Here is an 18,023-nt window from a genome sequence, read left to right as displayed (position 1 = left end):
GTCCGCCTGGAGCGCAAATCAGCAGTATCATACTAGAACCTACTCCTTAAAAAACCCTGAATACTGGATTCACGGCTCACTAAATTTATATACTTTCTTATTTTGCAAAAAAAGTGCCAGGCACCTCCCGTTTCGTTGGACGTTTTTTGTCCCACTCAACGTATTGGCGCCTGGCATTTTCCTGATATTCTTTAATTAAGAATTTAATTTACGTAGATCGATTCGACGTGTTTTACCAGAAGTTGTTTTTGGTAATTCGTCAATAAATTCAATAATACGTGGATATTTATAAGGTGCTGTTATTTCTTTTGTATGATTTTGAAGTTCTTTAATCAATGCTGCTTTGTCAGTTACTGCTCCAGGGTCACGCAATACGACATATGCTTTAACTACGCTTCCACGAATTTCGTCAGGAGCTGCTACAACTGCACATTCTTGAACAGCAGCATGCTTCATTAACGCATCTTCAACTTCAAATGGTCCAATCGTATACCCAGAGCTAATGATAATATCATCACTGCGGCCCTCAAACCAGAAGTATCCATCCTCATCACGAGATGCTTGATCACCTGTTAAATACCATTCACCTCTAAAAGATGCTTTTGTGCGCTCAGGATCTAAATAATATTCTTTAAATAAAGCTGGGCAACTTTTGTGAACAGCGATGTCTCCTACTTCTCCTACTCCAGTTGGTTCACCATCTTCGTTAATAATATCTACTGGATTTCCTGGAGTTGGAAGTCCCATCGAACCAGGTTTCACTTCCATATCTTGTAATGTACCCACAAGCAATGTGTTTTCAGTTTGTCCATAGCCATCACGTACATTTAACTGAAATGCTCCTTGGAAAGCTTCGATTACTTGTCGATTCAGAGGTTCACCAGCTGAAACAGCACTGCGTAATTCTGGTAATTGATAGTCATTCAATCCTTCTACTTTTGCTATAATACGGTATTCTGTAGGCGTACAACATAGCACATTCACTTTTTCGTTTCCTAGAATTTCTAAATATTTAATCGGATCAAACGAACCGTTGTAAACTAGAGCCGTTGCACCTAGTGTGATAGTGGATAAAAAAGGACTCCAAATCCACTTCTGCCAACCCGGAGCCGCTGTAGCCCAAACAGTGTCGCCTTTTTCAACCCCTAGCCATTTTTTAGCTGCCGTTTGAACATGTGCATATCCCCAACCATGAGTATGAACCGCTCCTTTTGGATTGCCAGTTGTACCTGAAGTATAAGAAAGGAATGCCATATCTTCACGGTGTGTAGGTGCCCCATCAAAATTCACACTTTCTCGTGAAGCCAGTTCTTCAAATGACTGCCAGCCTTCTTCTTGACCGCCAACAATCAATTTGTTTACTAAAGCATCTGTCTCTTCATCGATTAAATTCGTTTCAGCTGTCGTTTTATAATGAGCAACGATTCCTTTTGCTCCTGAATGATGCATTCGATAAAGTAAATCTTTTTTCCGCAACATTTCTGAACAAGGAATTGCAACAATTCCTGCTTTTAAACAAGCTAAATACGTAAAATAGGCTTCCGGGATACGGGGAAGAATAATTAATAGTCGATCACCTTTTTGAATACCTAAATTCAATAATGTTTGTGAGAATTGATTTGACTTTTCAATCAGTTCTTTATATGAAATATCACGACGATTACCTGAATCATCAAACCATCGTATCGCAAGAGTTTCCGTATCGTTCTTATATTGGTCTAGTTCCGAGGCAATGTTATATTGTTCTGGTGCTACTAATTGCTCTACATTCATCTTGTTCATCTTTTCATCTCCTCAAAAAATTATTAACTAAGTGAACCAGTTGGGACTACTAAATAATAAATACTTGCTAAAAATATAAATGAAATTAACACCGATAAATACGACTTAACTCCATTTAAATTCTGAGTTATTTGAATAATTCTAACACTTATGAAGTACATCCATAACACACTAACTATCAACAGAAGAAATATTCCAATATGACCATTTCCAATACCAACTAAATACGGAACACCAAGCAATCCAGGTATTAGGGCTACTGGTGTCGCGCGATTTAATTCTTTTAATATACCAGGACCCCCAAAACCTCGAGCCCCAGCCCACAATAAGAAAGTTAATCCGAGTTTTGTTATGAAAACCATTATAATTCCAAATCCTAGGAAAATAGCCGGTACGAAGAAATTCTTTAATACCTCCGATTCAAAACTACTAATATAAGAAATGTTTGAAACGATAGATAGTACACCATAGCCAATCCCAATAAGAAGTAGTAATAGACGACTCATTAGTAGTATCTTCGGGGTATTTAAAAATGCCCGAAAAGTGGGTTTATCTAAAATCATCATTTTTCCGACCATTTTCAACACTCCTTCATTCCTACATATTCCACGGCATTAACGCCCAAATGAATATGCCTAGACAAACTACCACTGTTAGAGAAGCGCCAAGGGTACTGTTATAACGGTAAGATTGAATGTCTTTCCAACCATGAATACGTTCAATTAATTTAATATCCTCTTCCTTAGTCAGTTTACCTGCTAGAGAAGGCATACGATTCGTAATATATGACACTACGATTAAAAGAATAAAACTTACAGGCACTGCTAACATTCCGCCTGATAATCCCATACCATCAGTCACCGCATGTCCTGTTACAACAATACTTGGGAAAACGAATGGAGATACAATGATATATAATGCTCCCCCTACAACTGAAGAGACGATAGCTCCATATTTATTCGCTTCTTTCCACCATACTCCAACAATTATTAGAGGTGCATTCGTAACTCCGGCTAAACCAAACGCCCACAAAATACTAACTACTAGGAAAGCTGGTGGTTCAATAGCAAGTATGATACTAATAATTCCTCCAATAAAGATTGAAATATAACCTATTTTCAAGCTCGCTTTTTGAGATATATTCGGTTTTAATGTCGCCACGATATCTTGTGATAATAAAGCACCAACAGCTAGTAAGTTACCACCTAATGTTGATAAGCCTGCAGAGATCGCACCAGCAATTACAAGTGCTGTTACCCATTCTGGATTGTAAACTAAGTTTAGAATAATCGTCAGCTTATCTGCATCTGCAGGAGAAATTTCCAATCCTTGAGTAGATGTTGCAAATACACCAACAAACCCCATTGCATAAGTTGCAGAGAACACTAATCCTAAAATAAAAGCAAAGTATACCATTGCCGAACGAGCACTTTTCAAACTAGATGCTGTATATATACGCATCGCTAAATGAGGTAGTCCTAATGAACCGATAGTAAGTGCTAGAAGTGAGAAATACCATTTTGGTCCAAATTGATAATCAAAGAAAGTAGGTAAGGCTTCTAACATTGCCGGCACCATGTCTGCGTAAAGTAATGGTGGGAAATACCACCCAGTACCTCCAACAGCCTTCATGATTGCCCCTAATGGAACGATGAACATTAATGCCATAATGACCATTTGAATCGCTGCATTGTTTGTTGCACCTGCCATACCGCCAACCGTAATATATCCAACGATTATAAGTCCACCAACAATTAATCCTGTTAAGTAAGGTATTCCGAAAAGTGTTTCAAATGTAATGGCAATCCCAATCATTTGACCAAGTGCATACATAATAGAAACAAGAACCATAAATAGTGCCGCAATTATGGAAGCTTTTACGCCATATCGTTCACGAACAAAGTGCGTCGGTGAGAAAGCACCCATGCGACGAAGACTCGTTCCATAAATAATGGTAATAAGCGGAATTGCTAAAATTAATTGAATCCATAAAAGGATAAAAGGTACTTGTAGTTTTAATATTAAAGCTGTAATTCCTAAGAATGTTGCCAGACTCATATAAGTGGAAGCCATGGCTAAACCATTTACTACCGGCCCAACATTCCCATCACCTACATATAACTGTTTTGCTGAAGTGCTCTTTCGATTCGATATATATCCAACTATATAAAACATAATAAAAGTTGCTAATACTACACCTAAACCTAAAATAGGATTAGATAACTGCCAGTTTTCTCCTTCCATTACGCCACACGTCCTTTCTCTTTTTCAGTTCGTGCCAATGACATATTTTCATTTTCAATATCTTCATCAATCTGGTTTCCAATTTTCCCAGCAATCAACGTTAAGATAAACACACCGAACCACCCCATTAAGATCGGCACGATATACTTAACTGGAAATCCAAATAAGATTGCATCCGTCGGGAACAACACAAAAAAGAATCCAGCATTCCCCATAAGAATAAAAGCAGAAGCCATAATAATAGTAAAACGAACCTCTTTTTTATAAGCCTTCATAAAATAATTCTCCCCATTAAAAAAAAATTTTTATACCCTCCGTTAACCGACTGAGCACTCGCTCAGTTTTACCTTAAATATTTCCCTTTCTCTCTACTAATTGTTAGAAGTAATATATTGATTGTAAGCGTTTCCCCAATAAACAGTCAATGCAATAATTCAAATTTTAAGAAAATTAATACTTTATACTAAAAAATTTTAATTTATAAATCTCATAATTAGAAGATAAAAAGATAAAAAGCTCTTTGCAACAGTATTTGTAGTGACATTTATCACTATTCATTAAATATTTTTTACTGAAATTCGGAATTTTAATCTGTATAAATATTCAACATAAAAGTATTTTAAACATAATTATTAACAAATTATTCTTGTACCTACCTTTAATTTATATAGTAAAGAATCTTGTTTAATTACATAAAATTCCATACAAATCGCAATTAGGTGGACGTTATTTGTCCCTATAGACACATTTGAACATAACACTTTAACGAATAAATATACATTAATGAGTATAAACTGCCACTCAATCTCGTCTCCCTTTCAAATGAGTTTCTGAAGTAGAGGTACTTTGTGACAGCATCTCCGTCAACCTGGACATAAGATTTTCCAACTGACCAATCGCTCAGCGGAATTTGAATTGAAAAAACCAGCAATATCATCTTAGTTCCTGAAAAAGTAACGCTGTTTTCTTCGGCAAACTGTTTTCTATGTAGTAAGTATCTATTCTTTCGTAAACCAAAAAGTTGTAATCTTGCGACGTGACGGAAAAAGAGAAGAACGAGGTGAATTTTGTCACCTCGTTCTTCTCTTTCATTCTCTATGTTATGAGGTCCAAAGCCTCCACCGGAACCCTAGTCGACACAATGAATTGATCGCTTCCCTCTTCTCAAACGACCCGAAAACCTTAGTAGAGCAGTATAATACTAAGGTTAATTGTTTTTCGAGAAAAGTTTGCAAAGTTCCTTCTAGCTTAAAATAAATGAATTTCCTCTAAGAGCTGTTGGCCAGTTAGATCAGTCGTACCGCCTCCTTGCGCAAAGGATTCAGTACCGCCACCTTTCCCGTTGATAAGTGGCAGTATTTGAAGAATTAGTTGTTTCATATTAGTTTGATTTTCGGTTCCTCTTGCTAATACAATTTGTAGTAAGCCATCATTTTCAGCAATGAAAATCACCCGACAGTTTGTTGCTTGTGCCACAGTTAAACGTGCGATTTTCTGTAATTCTTGAATTGGTCGTTGGCGGAAAACACGTTCAATGGACATGCCTTCTTGTTGTATTCCTCCAAGTAGTTCCTTTACTTCATAGTTCATTAATTGTTCATGTGTCTCTTCCAACGTTTTCTCTAGTTTTTTACTATTATCCAATATCACTTTCACTGCAAGTGCTAGTCCTTCTTCTGGTGCGCTTAGTAAATGAGTCACTTCTTGCAACGTCTTTTGTTTGCGATGAAGTTGCTGTAAGACCCTACCTCCACAGACAAAATGAATGCGTATCTTCCCTTTTTGCATTTCTGTATCAAGAATTTTCAACGCTCCTATTTGACCAGTTGAAGAAGGATGTGTTCCCCCGCAGCCGTTGTAATCAAATTCAGGAATGATGACTAAACGAATATCTTCTTCAACTGCTACTTGTTTTCGAATGGGATAATCTTTCAGTTCATCTTTAGTTACCCACCTTGTTTCAATCGGACGGTTTTCTAAAATGAGTTGATTTGCCCGTTTTTCTACTTTTAATAACTGTTCAGTAGAGACGTCTTTTATATCCAAATCAATTGTGACTAGTTCTTTCCCTAAATGAAAACTCGTGGTCTGAATATCAAATAATTCAACAAATGATGCAGTCAATATATGTTGACCTGCATGTTGTTGCATGAAGTCAAAGCGCCGAGTCCAGTCGATTTCAATATTTACAGCTTCCCCCACTTCAAGTAGTGGTTTTGCTAAATAATGTCGGATTTCACCTTCCACTTCCTCCACATCAATTACTTGAACACTATTTATCATGCCAGTATCGTGAGGTTGTCCCCCACCTGTTGGATAAAAGAGAGTTTCTTCTAGAGTGACGTACCATCTTTCTGATTGGTCTTTAGCTAAACTTACAACTTTCGTGACACCACTTTGACGATAAGCATCTTCATAAAATAATTTCCGTTTCACTTCAACCGAACTCCTTTAAGTGCACAGTTTCAATTGTGCTTGTTTAATAAGTAAAAAAATAGGTATATACATAAGTACTTTACCATCATTTTAAGTAGAATTAACAAGAAAAGAATGAATACACTCTGTCAAAACTTAGAAAGTAGCTAATACAAAAAAGCTTTTGACTGATTATAGTCAAAAGCTTTTTGTTTCGGTAGTTCACTTGTGTTTTTCCATAAATTTCTTATCAATCCAATGTTTCAACTGCCATGCCCATTTTCCATAATAAGCGCTTTCCCCATATGTAAGAAGACCTTCTCGTTGACCGACCGACAAAATCGCCACGAATTTTTTCTGGGGATCAAAGCTTGTTAATTGTTTTCCTTGTAAATAATGATTGATGTTTCCCCATAATATAGGCCCCTGTCTGACTGCATAAACGCCATTCTTAGGTAAGCTCAAGTAGTCAGCTATGGTCACACAATCACCCGCTCCAAACAACCAAGGAAATTCAGTAACTTGTAACGTTTTTCCTACTAGTAAAAATCCTTTGGAATCAAGCGGTAACGATGAGTCTGCAAATAAACTGCTTGGTTTGGGTCCTGTTAGAGGAAACAGGTGTGAACATGCAATATGCTCCCCATTCTTCGTCACTAATCCTTGGGTTGATACTTCGACTATTTCATCATTTTCAAACACACGAATGCCTTTTTGCCTAACGATCTTCAAAATTTTTGTTTCGGCTTTTTTACTGACTGACGACAGTATAGATGAAGAGCTAATGATTGTAACATTATCCATATAACCATTTTTGCACCGCCAGGCTTGAACAGATAACGCCATCTCTACCCCTGCCGCTCCGCCGCCAACAATAACAGGAAATGATGTTTCACGAAATTCACTAATTTCCTTAGGGAAAATAAAATTAGGTTTTATTTTAGTTTGCTTAACAGAGCCATCTAAATTCCCAATACTTGACCCTATATCAAATGACACCACGTTAAAGTCATACACATTTCCAGAAACACCAATCAATTTCCGGTTAGCTGCATCTACTTTAATAATTGTATCTTCCACAAATGTCACACCGGCTTGTTCACATAATTTTTCTAAATCTATTCGAATATCTGATTTCGAATAAAAGCCTTCTGTATAACCTGAAAACATTCCAGAATAATATTGGTATTGTGAAGCTGAAATGAGTGTTACTTGATAATCGACTGCCTTCGTTCGGATCTCACGTAATATGCCTAGATGCGCATGCCCTCCACCTATTAATAATAAATCTACCAACTCATCAACTCCTTACTTCACAAAACAGACTCTTCATACAGACTCGTGCAGGAATTTATTGTCTCATTAGACCAGACTCTTTCTTGTTTTCTTTACTAGCTAATTCAAATAGTTAATGTAAATAAAAACCGATGCCCATAATTAGGTAAGCAGCGAGTAATGTGAGCCCTTTAAACCAGTTGGATTCACCGTCATGCCAAGTAGACAGTCCAATTAACCCATCTACCTGGCATTTAGAAAATACATTACCAAGATTACCAAAAATATTTATTTTGCTCGTAATAATGTTACTGCAAGAACACGAGCACCTATTCCCAGTGCATCCCGCTCAAACGTCATTTTCGGATGATGCAGCCCAGGCGTCATGTTTGCTCCAACACCTATCATCGTAGCTTTTATCGAAGGATTCTTTATTGTGTAAAAATGAAAATCATCACTTCCCGAAGTGATAACGGCCGGTGCCACAAACTCCTCACCCACTACTTTGCGTATCGCTGCATCTGCAAACGCCACGGCTTCCTCCGACACTTCTGCCGCAGGTGTGTAATCATTCCATTTCCAGGTGATCTCTACACCATACATAGACTTCAATTGAGCGAGACCTTCATTCACTTTATCTTGCAAGCGATTCAGTACCTTATTAGACTGCGCACGTACATCAATGGCAAAGGTACCCTTTCCTGGAATGATATTCAGACTTTCACCGCCTGCATGCACGTTAGTCAGTTTGACAGAGTACGATTCAAAAGGCGATTCGTAGATTGACTTAATCATTTGATGGATAGCTACCAAGACATCTATTGAATTTTTGCCTTGGTGAGGACGCGCCCCATGTGCATCAATACCTTCAATAAGTCCTTCACAAAAAATACCTGCTCCATGATGGATGGCCGGTGAAACTTTTCCAAAAGGCAATTCTTCAACTGGACGTAGATGTACACCAAATAGGTAGGAGACATCATCCACCGCACCTCGTTCTATCATTGAAATCGAGCCATTCCCTTTTTCCTCGGAAGGCTGGAAAATAAAACGAATACGTTTAGTTAAGGACTGATTGCGTAAGTAAAGCAATGCTCCAAGAACCATAGAGATATTGGCATCATGCCCACATGAATGATTCGCTTTATAAACACCGTCAACTTCCTGCCACAGCGCATCGATATCCGCCCGTACTGCAATAACTTCTAGACCACTTCCAATTTCCGCTACCAAACCCGTCACATCATCGAACGTTTTATATTCCACAGCTAGTTTATCTAGAATACTGGCTATTTTGGCTGTTGTTTCAACTTCTTTCCCGCTTACCTCTGGATTTGCATGGAAATGGGAAAACCACTCTTGTATTTGTTGCTCCACTTGTTTATCTTCCCTCATAATAAGACCCCCCTACCTATCCCTACTTCAACGATTAATGTACTGTTTTCATGTTAATCCTCATTCAACATTTATAGTTGCTGATTGGATGGTCAGTTTCGCAAGCTGTGTACGGTCAACATGAATCCCTAATCCTGGATCAGTGGATAAGTGGACGTATGGAATTGTATATTTCAGATCCCCTATTTCTTCAGAAAACAATAGAGGACCCGTCAATTCTGTACTTTCAATATTTTTATGAGCATACGCAGTGTGATAGCCTGCCGCAGAAGCAACGGAAGATTCCACCATAGACCCAACTTGGCATGTAATTCCAGCAGCTTCTGCTGTTTTCGCCAAATGAATGGCCGGATATATTCCTCCACATTTCATCAACTTGATATTGATGACATCAGCAGCTTCGAGACGAATAATTTCAAGTAAGTCTTCCATTGTTTGGATCGTCTCGTCCGCCATAATAGGTACCGATGTTTTCTGTCGAATAGAGGCAAGTCCACGAATGTCACCCATTTTTATTGGTTGCTCTATCCAAGATAAATTAAGGTCCTCCAATTGTTTAATGGCGGCAGTAGCTGTTCCTGTTGTTTTCCATCCTTGGTTTACATCAACACGGATTTCCACGTCTGGACCGACTGCCTCCCTAACCGCTTTAATGCGTTCCACATCAGTTTGTGGAAGATTCAATCCCACTTTTAGTTTTAATGAATGGTAGCCATCTACAAGTGCTTGCTTTGCTTTTTGTGCCATCTCAATCGGAGCCTCGATACTTAACACTTTAGGGTAGGTCAACTGTTCATGAGCTTTACCTCCAATAAGGTTGTAAACAGGCTGATTCGTAGCTTTCCCCATCAAGTCATAACAGGCAATATCAATGGCTGCTTTTGCTGCAGGGTTACGTGAAATTGTCGAATTCATCACGTCGTGAATGGATTCAATATCAAATGGGCTCATTCCGATAATCTTTGGAATCAAAAGTCCCTTCAAAAGCTCATATGTAGAAAGGTAATATTCGCCAGTCACATGTTCATCCGGAACTGCCTCACCATAGCCAATTAGACCAGTATCAGTCTCTAGCTCTAAAATGACAGAATACATTTCCGGATAGGTCGCATACGAAATGATAAACGGGTTACGCAAAGGGAAACGGACTGCATACACCGTGGCTTTTGTAATTTTCATTTAATCTTCTCCTTTTTCATGTTTAATACAACACGTCAATTTTATTGTTTAAATTTTTTGCCATCAAAATTTATTATACAATAATTTATTTACTACAAATACGGAGAATAGGAATTAGTCATTTTTGCGCATTTTGCAAGATGAGTCTCGTTTTCCTCAATCAATCATGAACTAATTGAATTGGCTGATGACTCAAACTTAGTAAATCCAGTTTCGAAAGGAAAATACAATCACTATTATAGTATTCTACTCGTCCACCTCTCTACACGTAAGGTAATCTAACATCAAATTTTATATTTAGTTGATTTTTTAGTTTATTCAGATTATTATGTTAGGAAATCTAACATAAGTTATTAGAGACAGAAAGGAGAATGAAAATGAAAAAAATTGAAGCAATTATTCGACCAGAAGTTTTCCCAGATGTCCGAAGAGCTTTGGCACTTGAAGGAATTGATGGATTAAGTGTAATGGAAATTGCAGGCTGCGGTAGACAAGAGGGACGAACAGGCCTTTTTCGTGGAAATGCTTATGAAATGGAGTTCTCAGCTAAATTAAAATTAGAGATGGTGGTTGAAGATCATTTAGTCGAAGCCATCTTAGATTACGCGACTACTGGTGAAGTGGGAGATGGAAAAATTTTCATTATACCAGTGGATGAAGCAATTCGAATTCGAACAAAAGAACGCGGCGCAACCGTCGTATATTAAGGGGACGGGGGCAGGATTATGGAGTCAATTGAAGCAGTACAAAGCTCGGTAGATATGATGTGGATGATGATTGGTGCTATTTTAGTATTTTTTATGCATGCTGGTTTTGCCATGGTTGAAACTGGATTCACTCGTTCCAAAAATACAGTAAATATATTAATGAAAAACTTATTGACTGTATTGCTTGGTTCCCTGCTTTATTTCATCATAGGTTTCGCGATTATGTTCGGCCCTTCCGCTTTTGGACTAATTGGGACAGAAGGTTTTGCTTTACTTGGACGTGAAGATATAGGGTTCTTTGTATTCCAAGCTGTTTTTGCTGCAACATGTGCGACCATTATTTCTGGAGCAGTTGCAGAGCGAATGAAATTATCTTCTTACCTTATATTAGTCGTCGCAATGACGGGAGTTATTTACCCAATTGTTGGCCACTGGGTTTGGGGTGGAGGATGGTTAGCTGAGCTTGGTTATATTGATTTCGCAGGATCGTCAGTTGTTCATTTAACCGGTGCTGTTGGCGCGTTAATTGCCGCATGGTTGATTGGGCCTCGTATCGGAAAATATAGTGGACATTCAGTAAATGTTATACCAGGCCACAGCGTTCCCTTGGGAGCACTCGGTGTCTTTATTTTATGGCTAGGATGGTTCGGCTTTAATGGCGGTAGTACGCTTGCAGCTGACCCTACATTAGTACCATTAGTCATAGCTAATACGTTACTTGCTGCATCTGCAGCTGTATTGTCCACTGCTCTCTATACCAAACTTCGCTACAAACGAATAGACGCGTCACTTACGTTAAATGGCGCTCTTAGTGGGCTTGTAGGAATTACAGCGGGATGCGCAAACGTCTCTCTTATTGGCGCAATTGTGATTGGACTTGTTTCAGGGGTATTAATGACTGAAAGCATTCGATTCTTTGATGTGAAAGCAAGAATTGATGATCCTGTCGGTGCAATATCCGTTCATGGTATCGCAGGTATTTGGGGAACGATCGCAGTCGGTTTATTCGACGTAGCGAACGGGGCATTTTACGGAGGTGGCGTTGAAGTAATTACCATTCAATTCATTGGAGTAGCCGCAATTATTGGGTGGACTTCACTAACTGTCGGTGGTAGTTTGCTAACGATACGTTTATTTACTTCATTACGCGTGTCAAAAGAAGACGAAACAATTGGCTTAGATTACTCTGAACACGGTACTCAAGCGTACGTCTTACAAGATGTATTTAAAGGTGCAGCACCACGTTCTAATGACTTCGCTCATCGTCTAACACAACTCGGCAAATCAGTGGAAGCAAAGTAAGAGTAATATAATAAAGGCTTTGTAAGACTTTACCAACAGAAGTTTTCAAGTCGCTTTGGATCCCAAACCTGCTGCACCAAAATAAAAGACGCCGATGTAAGTGATTTCGTCACTTACATCGGCGTCTTTCGTACAGGCAATCCGCGTATTTACAATACAGTTCAGCATTACCATTGTCTAACGCCTACCGATAATGCTAGCAAAAAGAGTTGCCCCTAGCATTGAGCGATAGTCCAGACATAAAAGCACGAAAAGATGGCAATTAGATCTAAACATAGCTGGTCTTGTATAAATGAAAACAATCTTTACTGTGAACAAATTAAAGTGCCAGGCACCCTTAGCTATAGTGGACATAGTATGTCCCACTATACCTTTGGAGCCTGGCATCTTGTTTAGTTATATTATTTAAATTAATGTTGGCTTTCAAGTTCCTTTACTATCGACTCAACTTCTTTACGCGAAATTTTTTCTCGACCTATTTTCATTGCTTTTAATGTACTACTCGCAAGGGCAAGCGGCAATTTACAAAACATAGTAATAGAACGATTGTTAATATCTTTTACGTATTCGCTCCCCATTGCTAAGTTTTGTTTAGCATATAAAAATAAATCTTCTCTGTCCCAACCATCTGGTAAGAAACGAACGCCTCGCTCCCAGTCTTCATCTTGATTACGCAAAATATTTACAGCTTGTAAGCCTCGTCCAAAAGCAATCGCTTTCTCACGATCAGTTTCAATATTGCTGTCATGCCATTTCCACAAATCAGACAACATGCATCCAACTAGTCCTGCCACATAATACGTATAATCATCTAAATCTTCTTTGGTCTTAATGCGCCAGTCTTTATCGATCCATTTCGCCATCCCCTCCGCCATTACAGCGGTTGACTCTTTAACTTTCTCTACTACATCTGGTGGACATAATAAAATCCAATCCGCTAGACGTTTCGTCACAATTGGAAGCGAGTTTTCATAAGGCTCAATAAGTTCACGATATTTTTCAGCGTCAAATGTGGTTTTCAAACTTTCACTAATCGACGTTAACAATTGGCGTTTTGTCTCTGCCTCCATATCTGGATGGTCTTCTATTTCATCAATCGCACGCATACATAAATATGCAGACGCTACTGTTTTTCTAAGGGTCGGTTCTAAAAAATTAATTGGAATGAAAAATGTCCGACTTGTTTGTTTTAACACATCCATCGCTTCTCGATGCAATATGACAGCCTCACTCATACTCGATTCCTCCAGTTCCGTTAATTTGTTTATGTATTCTTATGATTAAACGTTCTGATCCTCTTATCATACAATAAATTTCAGTATTAATACGCATCAAAGCATGTAATTTTAACAAACTAGTCGAAAAGTAATGAATATGCAGATTCTTAATTGAATTTAATACACTTTTCCACTTACTATAAATACTTCTTAATACAAAAATAACCATCGTTTTTCAGGGTGAATTGAAAACGATGGCTAAACTCTAAGAAGTAATGTTCACACTAATTCGAAGATATATTATATTAGTTTATTACAGAACGATAGGATATTTGTAGACGCTTTTGACCGATACTTACAAACTCTTACTTATTATCGATAATCCCCCGTTTACAGACACGTCTAGCATTTATCAATAAAATATCCCACTCATTTAATTTTTTTATTTAATTCCTTAGCAGCTGAGATTGCCACTGCGTCTTCTGAGATATCTCCCGGACGTTTTGCTTTACCAAGCACATAACCGTCAAATGAGATCCCCATAAATTCAAAAATATAATTGAATTGCTGAATAAGTGGTAAACCTTTAATAGAAGGATTGTCTCCGCCTACCGCTATGACATAAGCCTTTTTCGTTCCTAGTTGTTTTTTAAAATCAGGAAATTTTTCATCTCGCATTGTTTGTGACCAACGATCAATAAAATTCTTCATGGTACCTGACATGCTATACCAATAAATAGGCGTTGCAAATATAAACGTATCATGCTTCATCATACGTTCAACAAGCTTGTTATAGTCATCATCTACATCCACAAATCCAGCTTCTGTATGTCGAAGATCTTCGATTGGTTGAATAGTAAAATCTCGCAAGAAAATTTTTTCGATTTCTAGCCCTTTTATTACTTTCTCCGTTAGTTGTTCGGTGTTTCCGTTTTGACGGGTACTTCCGTATATCACAGCAATGCTCATAATTAGACTGTCCCCTTTTCAAATAAATACTTTAGACAATTACTAGTGTATGCAATATGCCTATTAATTTAACACTCTACTTATTTTATTTGAATTATTTCTCACTGAAAAGTTCACTTATTTTTTAAGTACATACGATAATATTGAAGAAAGTTTGACTACTAACTAACGACATTGAAAAGAAGTGAAAGAATTACAGACCTTTACATGATTTTTATTGTTATCGATAATATTGATGCGATCGGCTTTTATTTAGAATTATTACGTAGCGAAATAAATCATTATCAGTTCATATGAACAGAAATCGAAAAGATTTATGATGAAAAGGTTAAAATCTATATCGGAAAACTAGCATCACAGGACCAAGAAATCTTACTAACAATTATATTAAATAATTTCATTAATAATGAATTTTATCGATAATTATTAATAAGCCCATAATGTTATCCACATGTGGACAAAGTGGAAATTTTCTGAAATTATCCACAATTTGTGGATAATTTACTCTTTTTGGTGTATAACTTTTCATTTAACCCTCTTTTTTCCGTCTTTCATAGGAAATTGCATATGTATCTCTGCGAAATGGCAAGATTTCATCATTCGAGCATTCTATTCCTGTGGGTAAGATAGTTGGATCAAAGATGAAATGATCTTTATCGATAAGTAATTTTGATTTCACACTTAAAATTCCAGCTTCAATACGCTGTCGCCCTTTTGGCCATTCTTTTGTAGGGTCATCAGTTGGATCAACTTTTTCTCCAATTACGATATGTAAGCGAAATCGAACTTCTCCCAATTTTAAGCGGTTGATCATTTCCTTTTCTAAAAAATCACTTGGCATAGCCGCCAGTTCTTTGACTGACCAGGTCTCTACACCCGCCTCGGGTTCCCACTCAAACTTCACTGGTGTTCTTATACCATTTTCATTAACCAAATAAAATGCATGTACTGCGTAGTAACGACCTGTTGCATAGCTTTTGGTATTTTTGAGCTTACGTATCATTTGAAAAGCAGTTCGACTTTCTGGATATGTTGCAAAGAGTTTTACCATGTCTTTAAAATTAGGTTTACCATCCTTGAAAGACTTCATAGTATTTAAAATTTTCAAGAATGTCTGAGGTGATTTAGTCACAAAGATTGGCAAGGTTATCCCTACTAAATTCGTTATTATTCCTTCAGACAATTGAAATTGTACTGACATTCCCTTCACCGCTGCAAGAGCATCAGAAGTTGATGGGTTAGGTGAAGTATTTGAAAAACGAACAATTGCCTGAACCTCGGTGTCTCTTAAGTGCTCGGCCATCGTATAAGGAGACGCTTTACCAGTAGGCGTAAACGTCGCTTCATACAACTCTCCTTTTGCATGAGCACGACGATAACCAGGGTGTGTACCAAATACATCCTCTATCCCGTTCACTGCTCTTTTCGCCAATACGGTTTCAGTTGTATCCTCAATCATATCGGATCCTCCTTTGTTTCTACCTATTTACTTCTTTTCATCATGGTTCAAATTGTTTTTAACGTGTACACTTAGGAAGTGAATCTTTGCCAACAAGATATCCATAAAATAATTAAAAAACTAAACAAAAAAAGGTGGAAACTTCATGACTAATGAAACAACTAATTTACCCCCTAAAACATGTTCAATCGAGCGTCTAGTAACATTGGAATCTGATGTTGAAAAAGTATTACTAGGACAAAAAACTGCTACACGTCGTAATGGTCGTTATGCAGATATAGGCGAAATCATGGAATTAAAAGGACAATCATTCATTGTAAACAATGTTTATAATCAATCCCTTGGTGAACTGAAGGAAGAACACGCAAAACAAGAAGGCTTCCAATCTGTAGAAGAATACAAACAGTCCATTTTGTCTTATCATCCTGGTATGCCTTGGTTGCCAACTATGACAGTTTGGGTTCATGAATTCACTCCGGTAAAAGTATAAAAAATGTATGATTTGTACGTATTAATTATTTTCATCCATGTTTTGAGTGCCGTCGTGTCGATTGGTCCACTTTTTGTGTTATTTGCTGTTTTAAAAAAAATGCGAGAAGCAGATTTAGCAATGGAGGAAGCTTATATTGCTATTTTCCGTTATGTGGTTCGACTAATAAAACATGCTGGTCATGTACTCGTGGGCTCTGGTATATTACTTGTCTACCTTGGACCTTGGCCTTGGAATACTCCTTGGATTGTAGCAACAATAGGTCTAATGGTTTTATCTATTTTCTTTCTTGCGCGTGGATTTTCAGGTACTCTCAAGAAATTTAGTGACCCAGAAGTTGAGCGTTTACCATTACTTTCTACTCTCCATAAAGCTACCTGGATTTATATAACCATATTAGTTCTTATGCTGGCTTTAATGGTTATCAAGCCAACATTGTGGTGACTCAGATAAACATCCTGAGGTTATTCTGCTCCCAATACAAACGGTTTGGCTCATATTTACTATAATTAACTCTATCAGTTTAGCCAAAGAGCCTGATTCTATTAAGAATCAGGCTCTTTGTTTTTAAGAAAACATGTTTATGCGAACTCATATTTAATACTAGTGCAATTCGTTTAGTTTCTCTTTGTTCTGATTCAACTGCTCCAAAAGTGTACTAATAGGTTCCGTTTCCCCTCGGCTTTGGAGAGCATTTGTGGCCGAACGTTCTGCACGCTCGATCATTTCCTGCGCGTTTTGAATAGTCTGTTCGGTGGGACGAGTTTGAGCTTGACCTACAGCCATCGTGACATTATCCACAGAATTATGCAATTGAGCAATTATCGTATCTTCTTTCCAACTCATTTGTGTGTGATCTTCCATAGAAAGTCCTCCTTAGTTTCCACTTAAAATTCAATACATTGTTACTATGGCAAAACCAGGGCATTTTTATTCATCGAACAGTTTAATTGGATAAAAATGCTCTTAACAATCTACGCTCAATGATTCACTTTTCTTGAAAAACACTCATTTAACACTGACTATTTTATGTGAATTGTTAAAAATAATACTTCTTTATATAAGAAAAACCGGGCAAAGTACGCCCAGTCCTTTAAGAAAGTACAGTGGATTTAGAAAATAAGAACGCCTTCTATATAAATAGTGATTTCCGTTACAGGCGGACGCTTTCCGCGGGCATGGCCTCAGCCTCCTTGACGAGCAAACTCGTCTGCGGGGTCTTCAGCTCATGCTATTTCCGCAGGAGTCGCCGCCTTTCACTTCAATCATTCACCTGTTTAACGATTAAATTTCAAAAAACGTCCTATCTTTTAAAATGAAAGTACTCAGACTCATATTTGAGAGGAAACTTGCATTTCTAAAAAAAGAAATCACGACTTCACATAAATCTAATTAACGAGAGTTACATAAAAGAAAGTCCGATTTAGCATGTTGGTTTACATATACTAAATACACCATGAACACTGGGTTTTTAACACATCAATTTTATATACTTTCTTATGTTTTTAAGAAAAACCGGCAAGTGCACCCGGTCCCTTTAAGAAGGGTAACCATAGAAACCCGTTTATTTCCGCTACGGTGGACGCTTT

The 18,023-nt window shown here is 37.7% G+C and carries 16 protein-coding genes and 1 pseudogene; 4 read left to right on the top strand and 13 right to left on the bottom strand.

What is annotated here, in order from left to right:
• Nucleotides 1–195: 195 nt before the first annotated feature.
• The 9 genes and pseudogenes from C406_RS0114045 to C406_RS0114010 form a co-directional block, all read right to left on the bottom strand.
• Complete coding sequence (locus C406_RS0114045; protein WP_026045713.1) at nt 196–1,773, bottom strand: acyl-CoA synthetase; 1,578 nt, start codon at nt 1,771–1,773, stop codon at nt 196–198.
• A gap of 32 nt (nt 1,774–1,805) precedes the next feature.
• Nucleotides 1,806–2,360 carry a hypothetical protein gene (locus C406_RS0114040; protein WP_017381281.1) on the bottom strand — a complete coding sequence of 185 codons (555 nt, stop codon included), beginning with the start codon at nt 2,358–2,360 and terminating at the stop codon, nt 1,806–1,808.
• Between the two features lie 19 nt (nt 2,361–2,379).
• Nucleotides 2,380–4,026 (bottom strand): sodium:solute symporter family transporter, encoded by a 1,647-nt coding sequence (locus tag C406_RS0114035; protein ID WP_017381280.1) that lies wholly within the window; start codon nt 4,024–4,026, stop codon nt 2,380–2,382.
• Nucleotides 4,026–4,301 (bottom strand): hypothetical protein, encoded by a 276-nt coding sequence (locus C406_RS0114030; protein ID WP_017381279.1) that lies wholly within the window; start codon nt 4,299–4,301, stop codon nt 4,026–4,028. Before C406_RS0114030 ends, C406_RS0114035 begins: the two co-directional genes overlap by 1 nt.
• Before the next feature lie 973 nt (nt 4,302–5,274).
• Complete coding sequence (locus tag C406_RS0114025) at nt 5,275–6,462, bottom strand: alanyl-tRNA editing protein (RefSeq protein WP_017381278.1); 1,188 nt, start codon at nt 6,460–6,462, stop codon at nt 5,275–5,277.
• Nucleotides 6,463–6,663: 201 nt separating this feature from the next.
• The gene (locus C406_RS0114020; RefSeq protein ID WP_017381277.1) at nt 6,664–7,737 is read right to left on the bottom strand and encodes an FAD-dependent oxidoreductase; all 1,074 of its coding nucleotides are present in this window, start codon (nt 7,735–7,737) and stop codon (nt 6,664–6,666) included.
• Between the two features lie 112 nt (nt 7,738–7,849).
• Nucleotides 7,850–7,933, bottom strand: a pseudogene (locus tag C406_RS21085) (calcium/proton exchanger); the annotation flags it as partial.
• Between the two features lie 71 nt (nt 7,934–8,004).
• Nucleotides 8,005–9,111, bottom strand: a complete 1,107-nt coding sequence (locus C406_RS0114015; protein WP_017381276.1) for an amidohydrolase — start codon at nt 9,109–9,111, stop codon at nt 8,005–8,007.
• Between the two features lie 60 nt (nt 9,112–9,171).
• Nucleotides 9,172–10,290, bottom strand: a complete 1,119-nt coding sequence (locus tag C406_RS0114010) for a mandelate racemase/muconate lactonizing enzyme family protein (RefSeq protein ID WP_017381275.1) — start codon at nt 10,288–10,290, stop codon at nt 9,172–9,174.
• A gap of 377 nt (nt 10,291–10,667) precedes the next feature.
• Here C406_RS0114010 and C406_RS0114005 point away from each other — a divergent pair, with 377 nt between their 5' ends.
• Nucleotides 10,668–10,997 (top strand): P-II family nitrogen regulator, encoded by a 330-nt coding sequence (locus tag C406_RS0114005; RefSeq protein ID WP_017381274.1) that lies wholly within the window; start codon nt 10,668–10,670, stop codon nt 10,995–10,997.
• An 18-nt stretch (nt 10,998–11,015) separates the two neighbouring features.
• Complete coding sequence (locus C406_RS0114000) at nt 11,016–12,299, top strand: ammonium transporter (RefSeq protein WP_017381273.1); 1,284 nt, start codon at nt 11,016–11,018, stop codon at nt 12,297–12,299.
• 410 nt (nt 12,300–12,709) lie between these two features.
• On the opposite strand, the gene C406_RS0113995 is transcribed toward C406_RS0114000, so the two are convergent.
• The 3 genes from C406_RS0113995 to C406_RS0113980 form a co-directional block, all read right to left on the bottom strand.
• Nucleotides 12,710–13,534, bottom strand: coding sequence for a squalene/phytoene synthase family protein (locus C406_RS0113995; RefSeq protein ID WP_017381272.1), 825 nt, complete (start codon nt 13,532–13,534; stop codon nt 12,710–12,712).
• A gap of 411 nt (nt 13,535–13,945) precedes the next feature.
• Nucleotides 13,946–14,485, bottom strand: coding sequence for a flavodoxin family protein (locus C406_RS0113990; RefSeq protein ID WP_017381271.1), 540 nt, complete (start codon nt 14,483–14,485; stop codon nt 13,946–13,948).
• A gap of 529 nt (nt 14,486–15,014) precedes the next feature.
• Nucleotides 15,015–15,944, bottom strand: a complete 930-nt coding sequence (locus C406_RS0113980) for a catalase family peroxidase (RefSeq protein ID WP_017381269.1) — start codon at nt 15,942–15,944, stop codon at nt 15,015–15,017.
• A 145-nt stretch (nt 15,945–16,089) separates the two neighbouring features.
• Between C406_RS0113980 and C406_RS0113975 the strand changes: the two genes are divergently transcribed.
• Together C406_RS0113975 and C406_RS0113970 are read left to right on the top strand one after the other, a co-directional pair.
• Nucleotides 16,090–16,434, top strand: coding sequence for an ASCH domain-containing protein (locus C406_RS0113975; RefSeq protein WP_017381268.1), 345 nt, complete (start codon nt 16,090–16,092; stop codon nt 16,432–16,434).
• Nucleotides 16,435–16,437: 3 nt separating this feature from the next.
• Nucleotides 16,438–16,878, top strand: a complete 441-nt coding sequence (locus tag C406_RS0113970) for a DUF2269 family protein (protein ID WP_017381267.1) — start codon at nt 16,438–16,440, stop codon at nt 16,876–16,878.
• Between the two features lie 159 nt (nt 16,879–17,037).
• Here C406_RS0113970 and C406_RS0113965 read toward each other — a convergent pair whose 3' ends face one another.
• Nucleotides 17,038–17,298 carry a hypothetical protein gene (locus C406_RS0113965; protein WP_017381266.1) on the bottom strand — a complete coding sequence of 87 codons (261 nt, stop codon included), beginning with the start codon at nt 17,296–17,298 and terminating at the stop codon, nt 17,038–17,040.
• Nucleotides 17,299–18,023: the final 725 nt, after the last annotated feature.

It is taken from the genome of Paenisporosarcina sp. TG-14, assembly GCF_000297555.1.
GTDB classification, from domain to species: Bacteria; Bacillota; Bacilli; order Bacillales_A; family Planococcaceae; genus Paenisporosarcina; species Paenisporosarcina antarctica.
The sequence above is the reverse complement of the archived record's forward strand: the minus strand, read 5'-3'. Positions and strand labels throughout refer to the sequence as shown.

Bases quoted from the DNA above. Each gene is read 5' to 3' on its own strand.
- C406_RS0114045 (WP_026045713.1), bottom strand. From the start codon at position 1,773: ATGAATGTAGAGCAATTAGTAGCACCAGAACAATATAACATTGCCTCG.
- C406_RS0114040 (WP_017381281.1), bottom strand. From the start codon at position 2,360: ATGGTCGGAAAAATGATGATTTTAGATAAACCCACTTTTCGGGCATTT.
- C406_RS0114035 (WP_017381280.1), bottom strand. From the start codon at position 4,026: ATGGAAGGAGAAAACTGGCAGTTATCTAATCCTATTTTAGGTTTAGGT.
- C406_RS0114030 (WP_017381279.1), bottom strand. From the start codon at position 4,301: ATGAAGGCTTATAAAAAAGAGGTTCGTTTTACTATTATTATGGCTTCT.
- C406_RS0114015 (WP_017381276.1), bottom strand. From the start codon at position 9,111: ATGAGGGAAGATAAACAAGTGGAGCAACAAATACAAGAGTGGTTTTCC.
- C406_RS0114010 (WP_017381275.1), bottom strand. From the start codon at position 10,290: ATGAAAATTACAAAAGCCACGGTGTATGCAGTCCGTTTCCCTTTGCGT.
- C406_RS0114005 (WP_017381274.1), top strand. From the start codon at position 10,668: ATGAAAAAAATTGAAGCAATTATTCGACCAGAAGTTTTCCCAGATGTC.
- C406_RS0114000 (WP_017381273.1), top strand. From the start codon at position 11,016: ATGGAGTCAATTGAAGCAGTACAAAGCTCGGTAGATATGATGTGGATG.
- C406_RS0113995 (WP_017381272.1), bottom strand. From the start codon at position 13,534: ATGAGTGAGGCTGTCATATTGCATCGAGAAGCGATGGATGTGTTAAAA.
- C406_RS0113990 (WP_017381271.1), bottom strand. From the start codon at position 14,485: ATGAGCATTGCTGTGATATACGGAAGTACCCGTCAAAACGGAAACACC.
- C406_RS0113980 (WP_017381269.1), bottom strand. From the start codon at position 15,944: ATGATTGAGGATACAACTGAAACCGTATTGGCGAAAAGAGCAGTGAAC.
- C406_RS0113975 (WP_017381268.1), top strand. From the start codon at position 16,090: ATGACTAATGAAACAACTAATTTACCCCCTAAAACATGTTCAATCGAG.
- C406_RS0113970 (WP_017381267.1), top strand. From the start codon at position 16,438: ATGTATGATTTGTACGTATTAATTATTTTCATCCATGTTTTGAGTGCC.
- C406_RS0113965 (WP_017381266.1), bottom strand. From the start codon at position 17,298: ATGGAAGATCACACACAAATGAGTTGGAAAGAAGATACGATAATTGCT.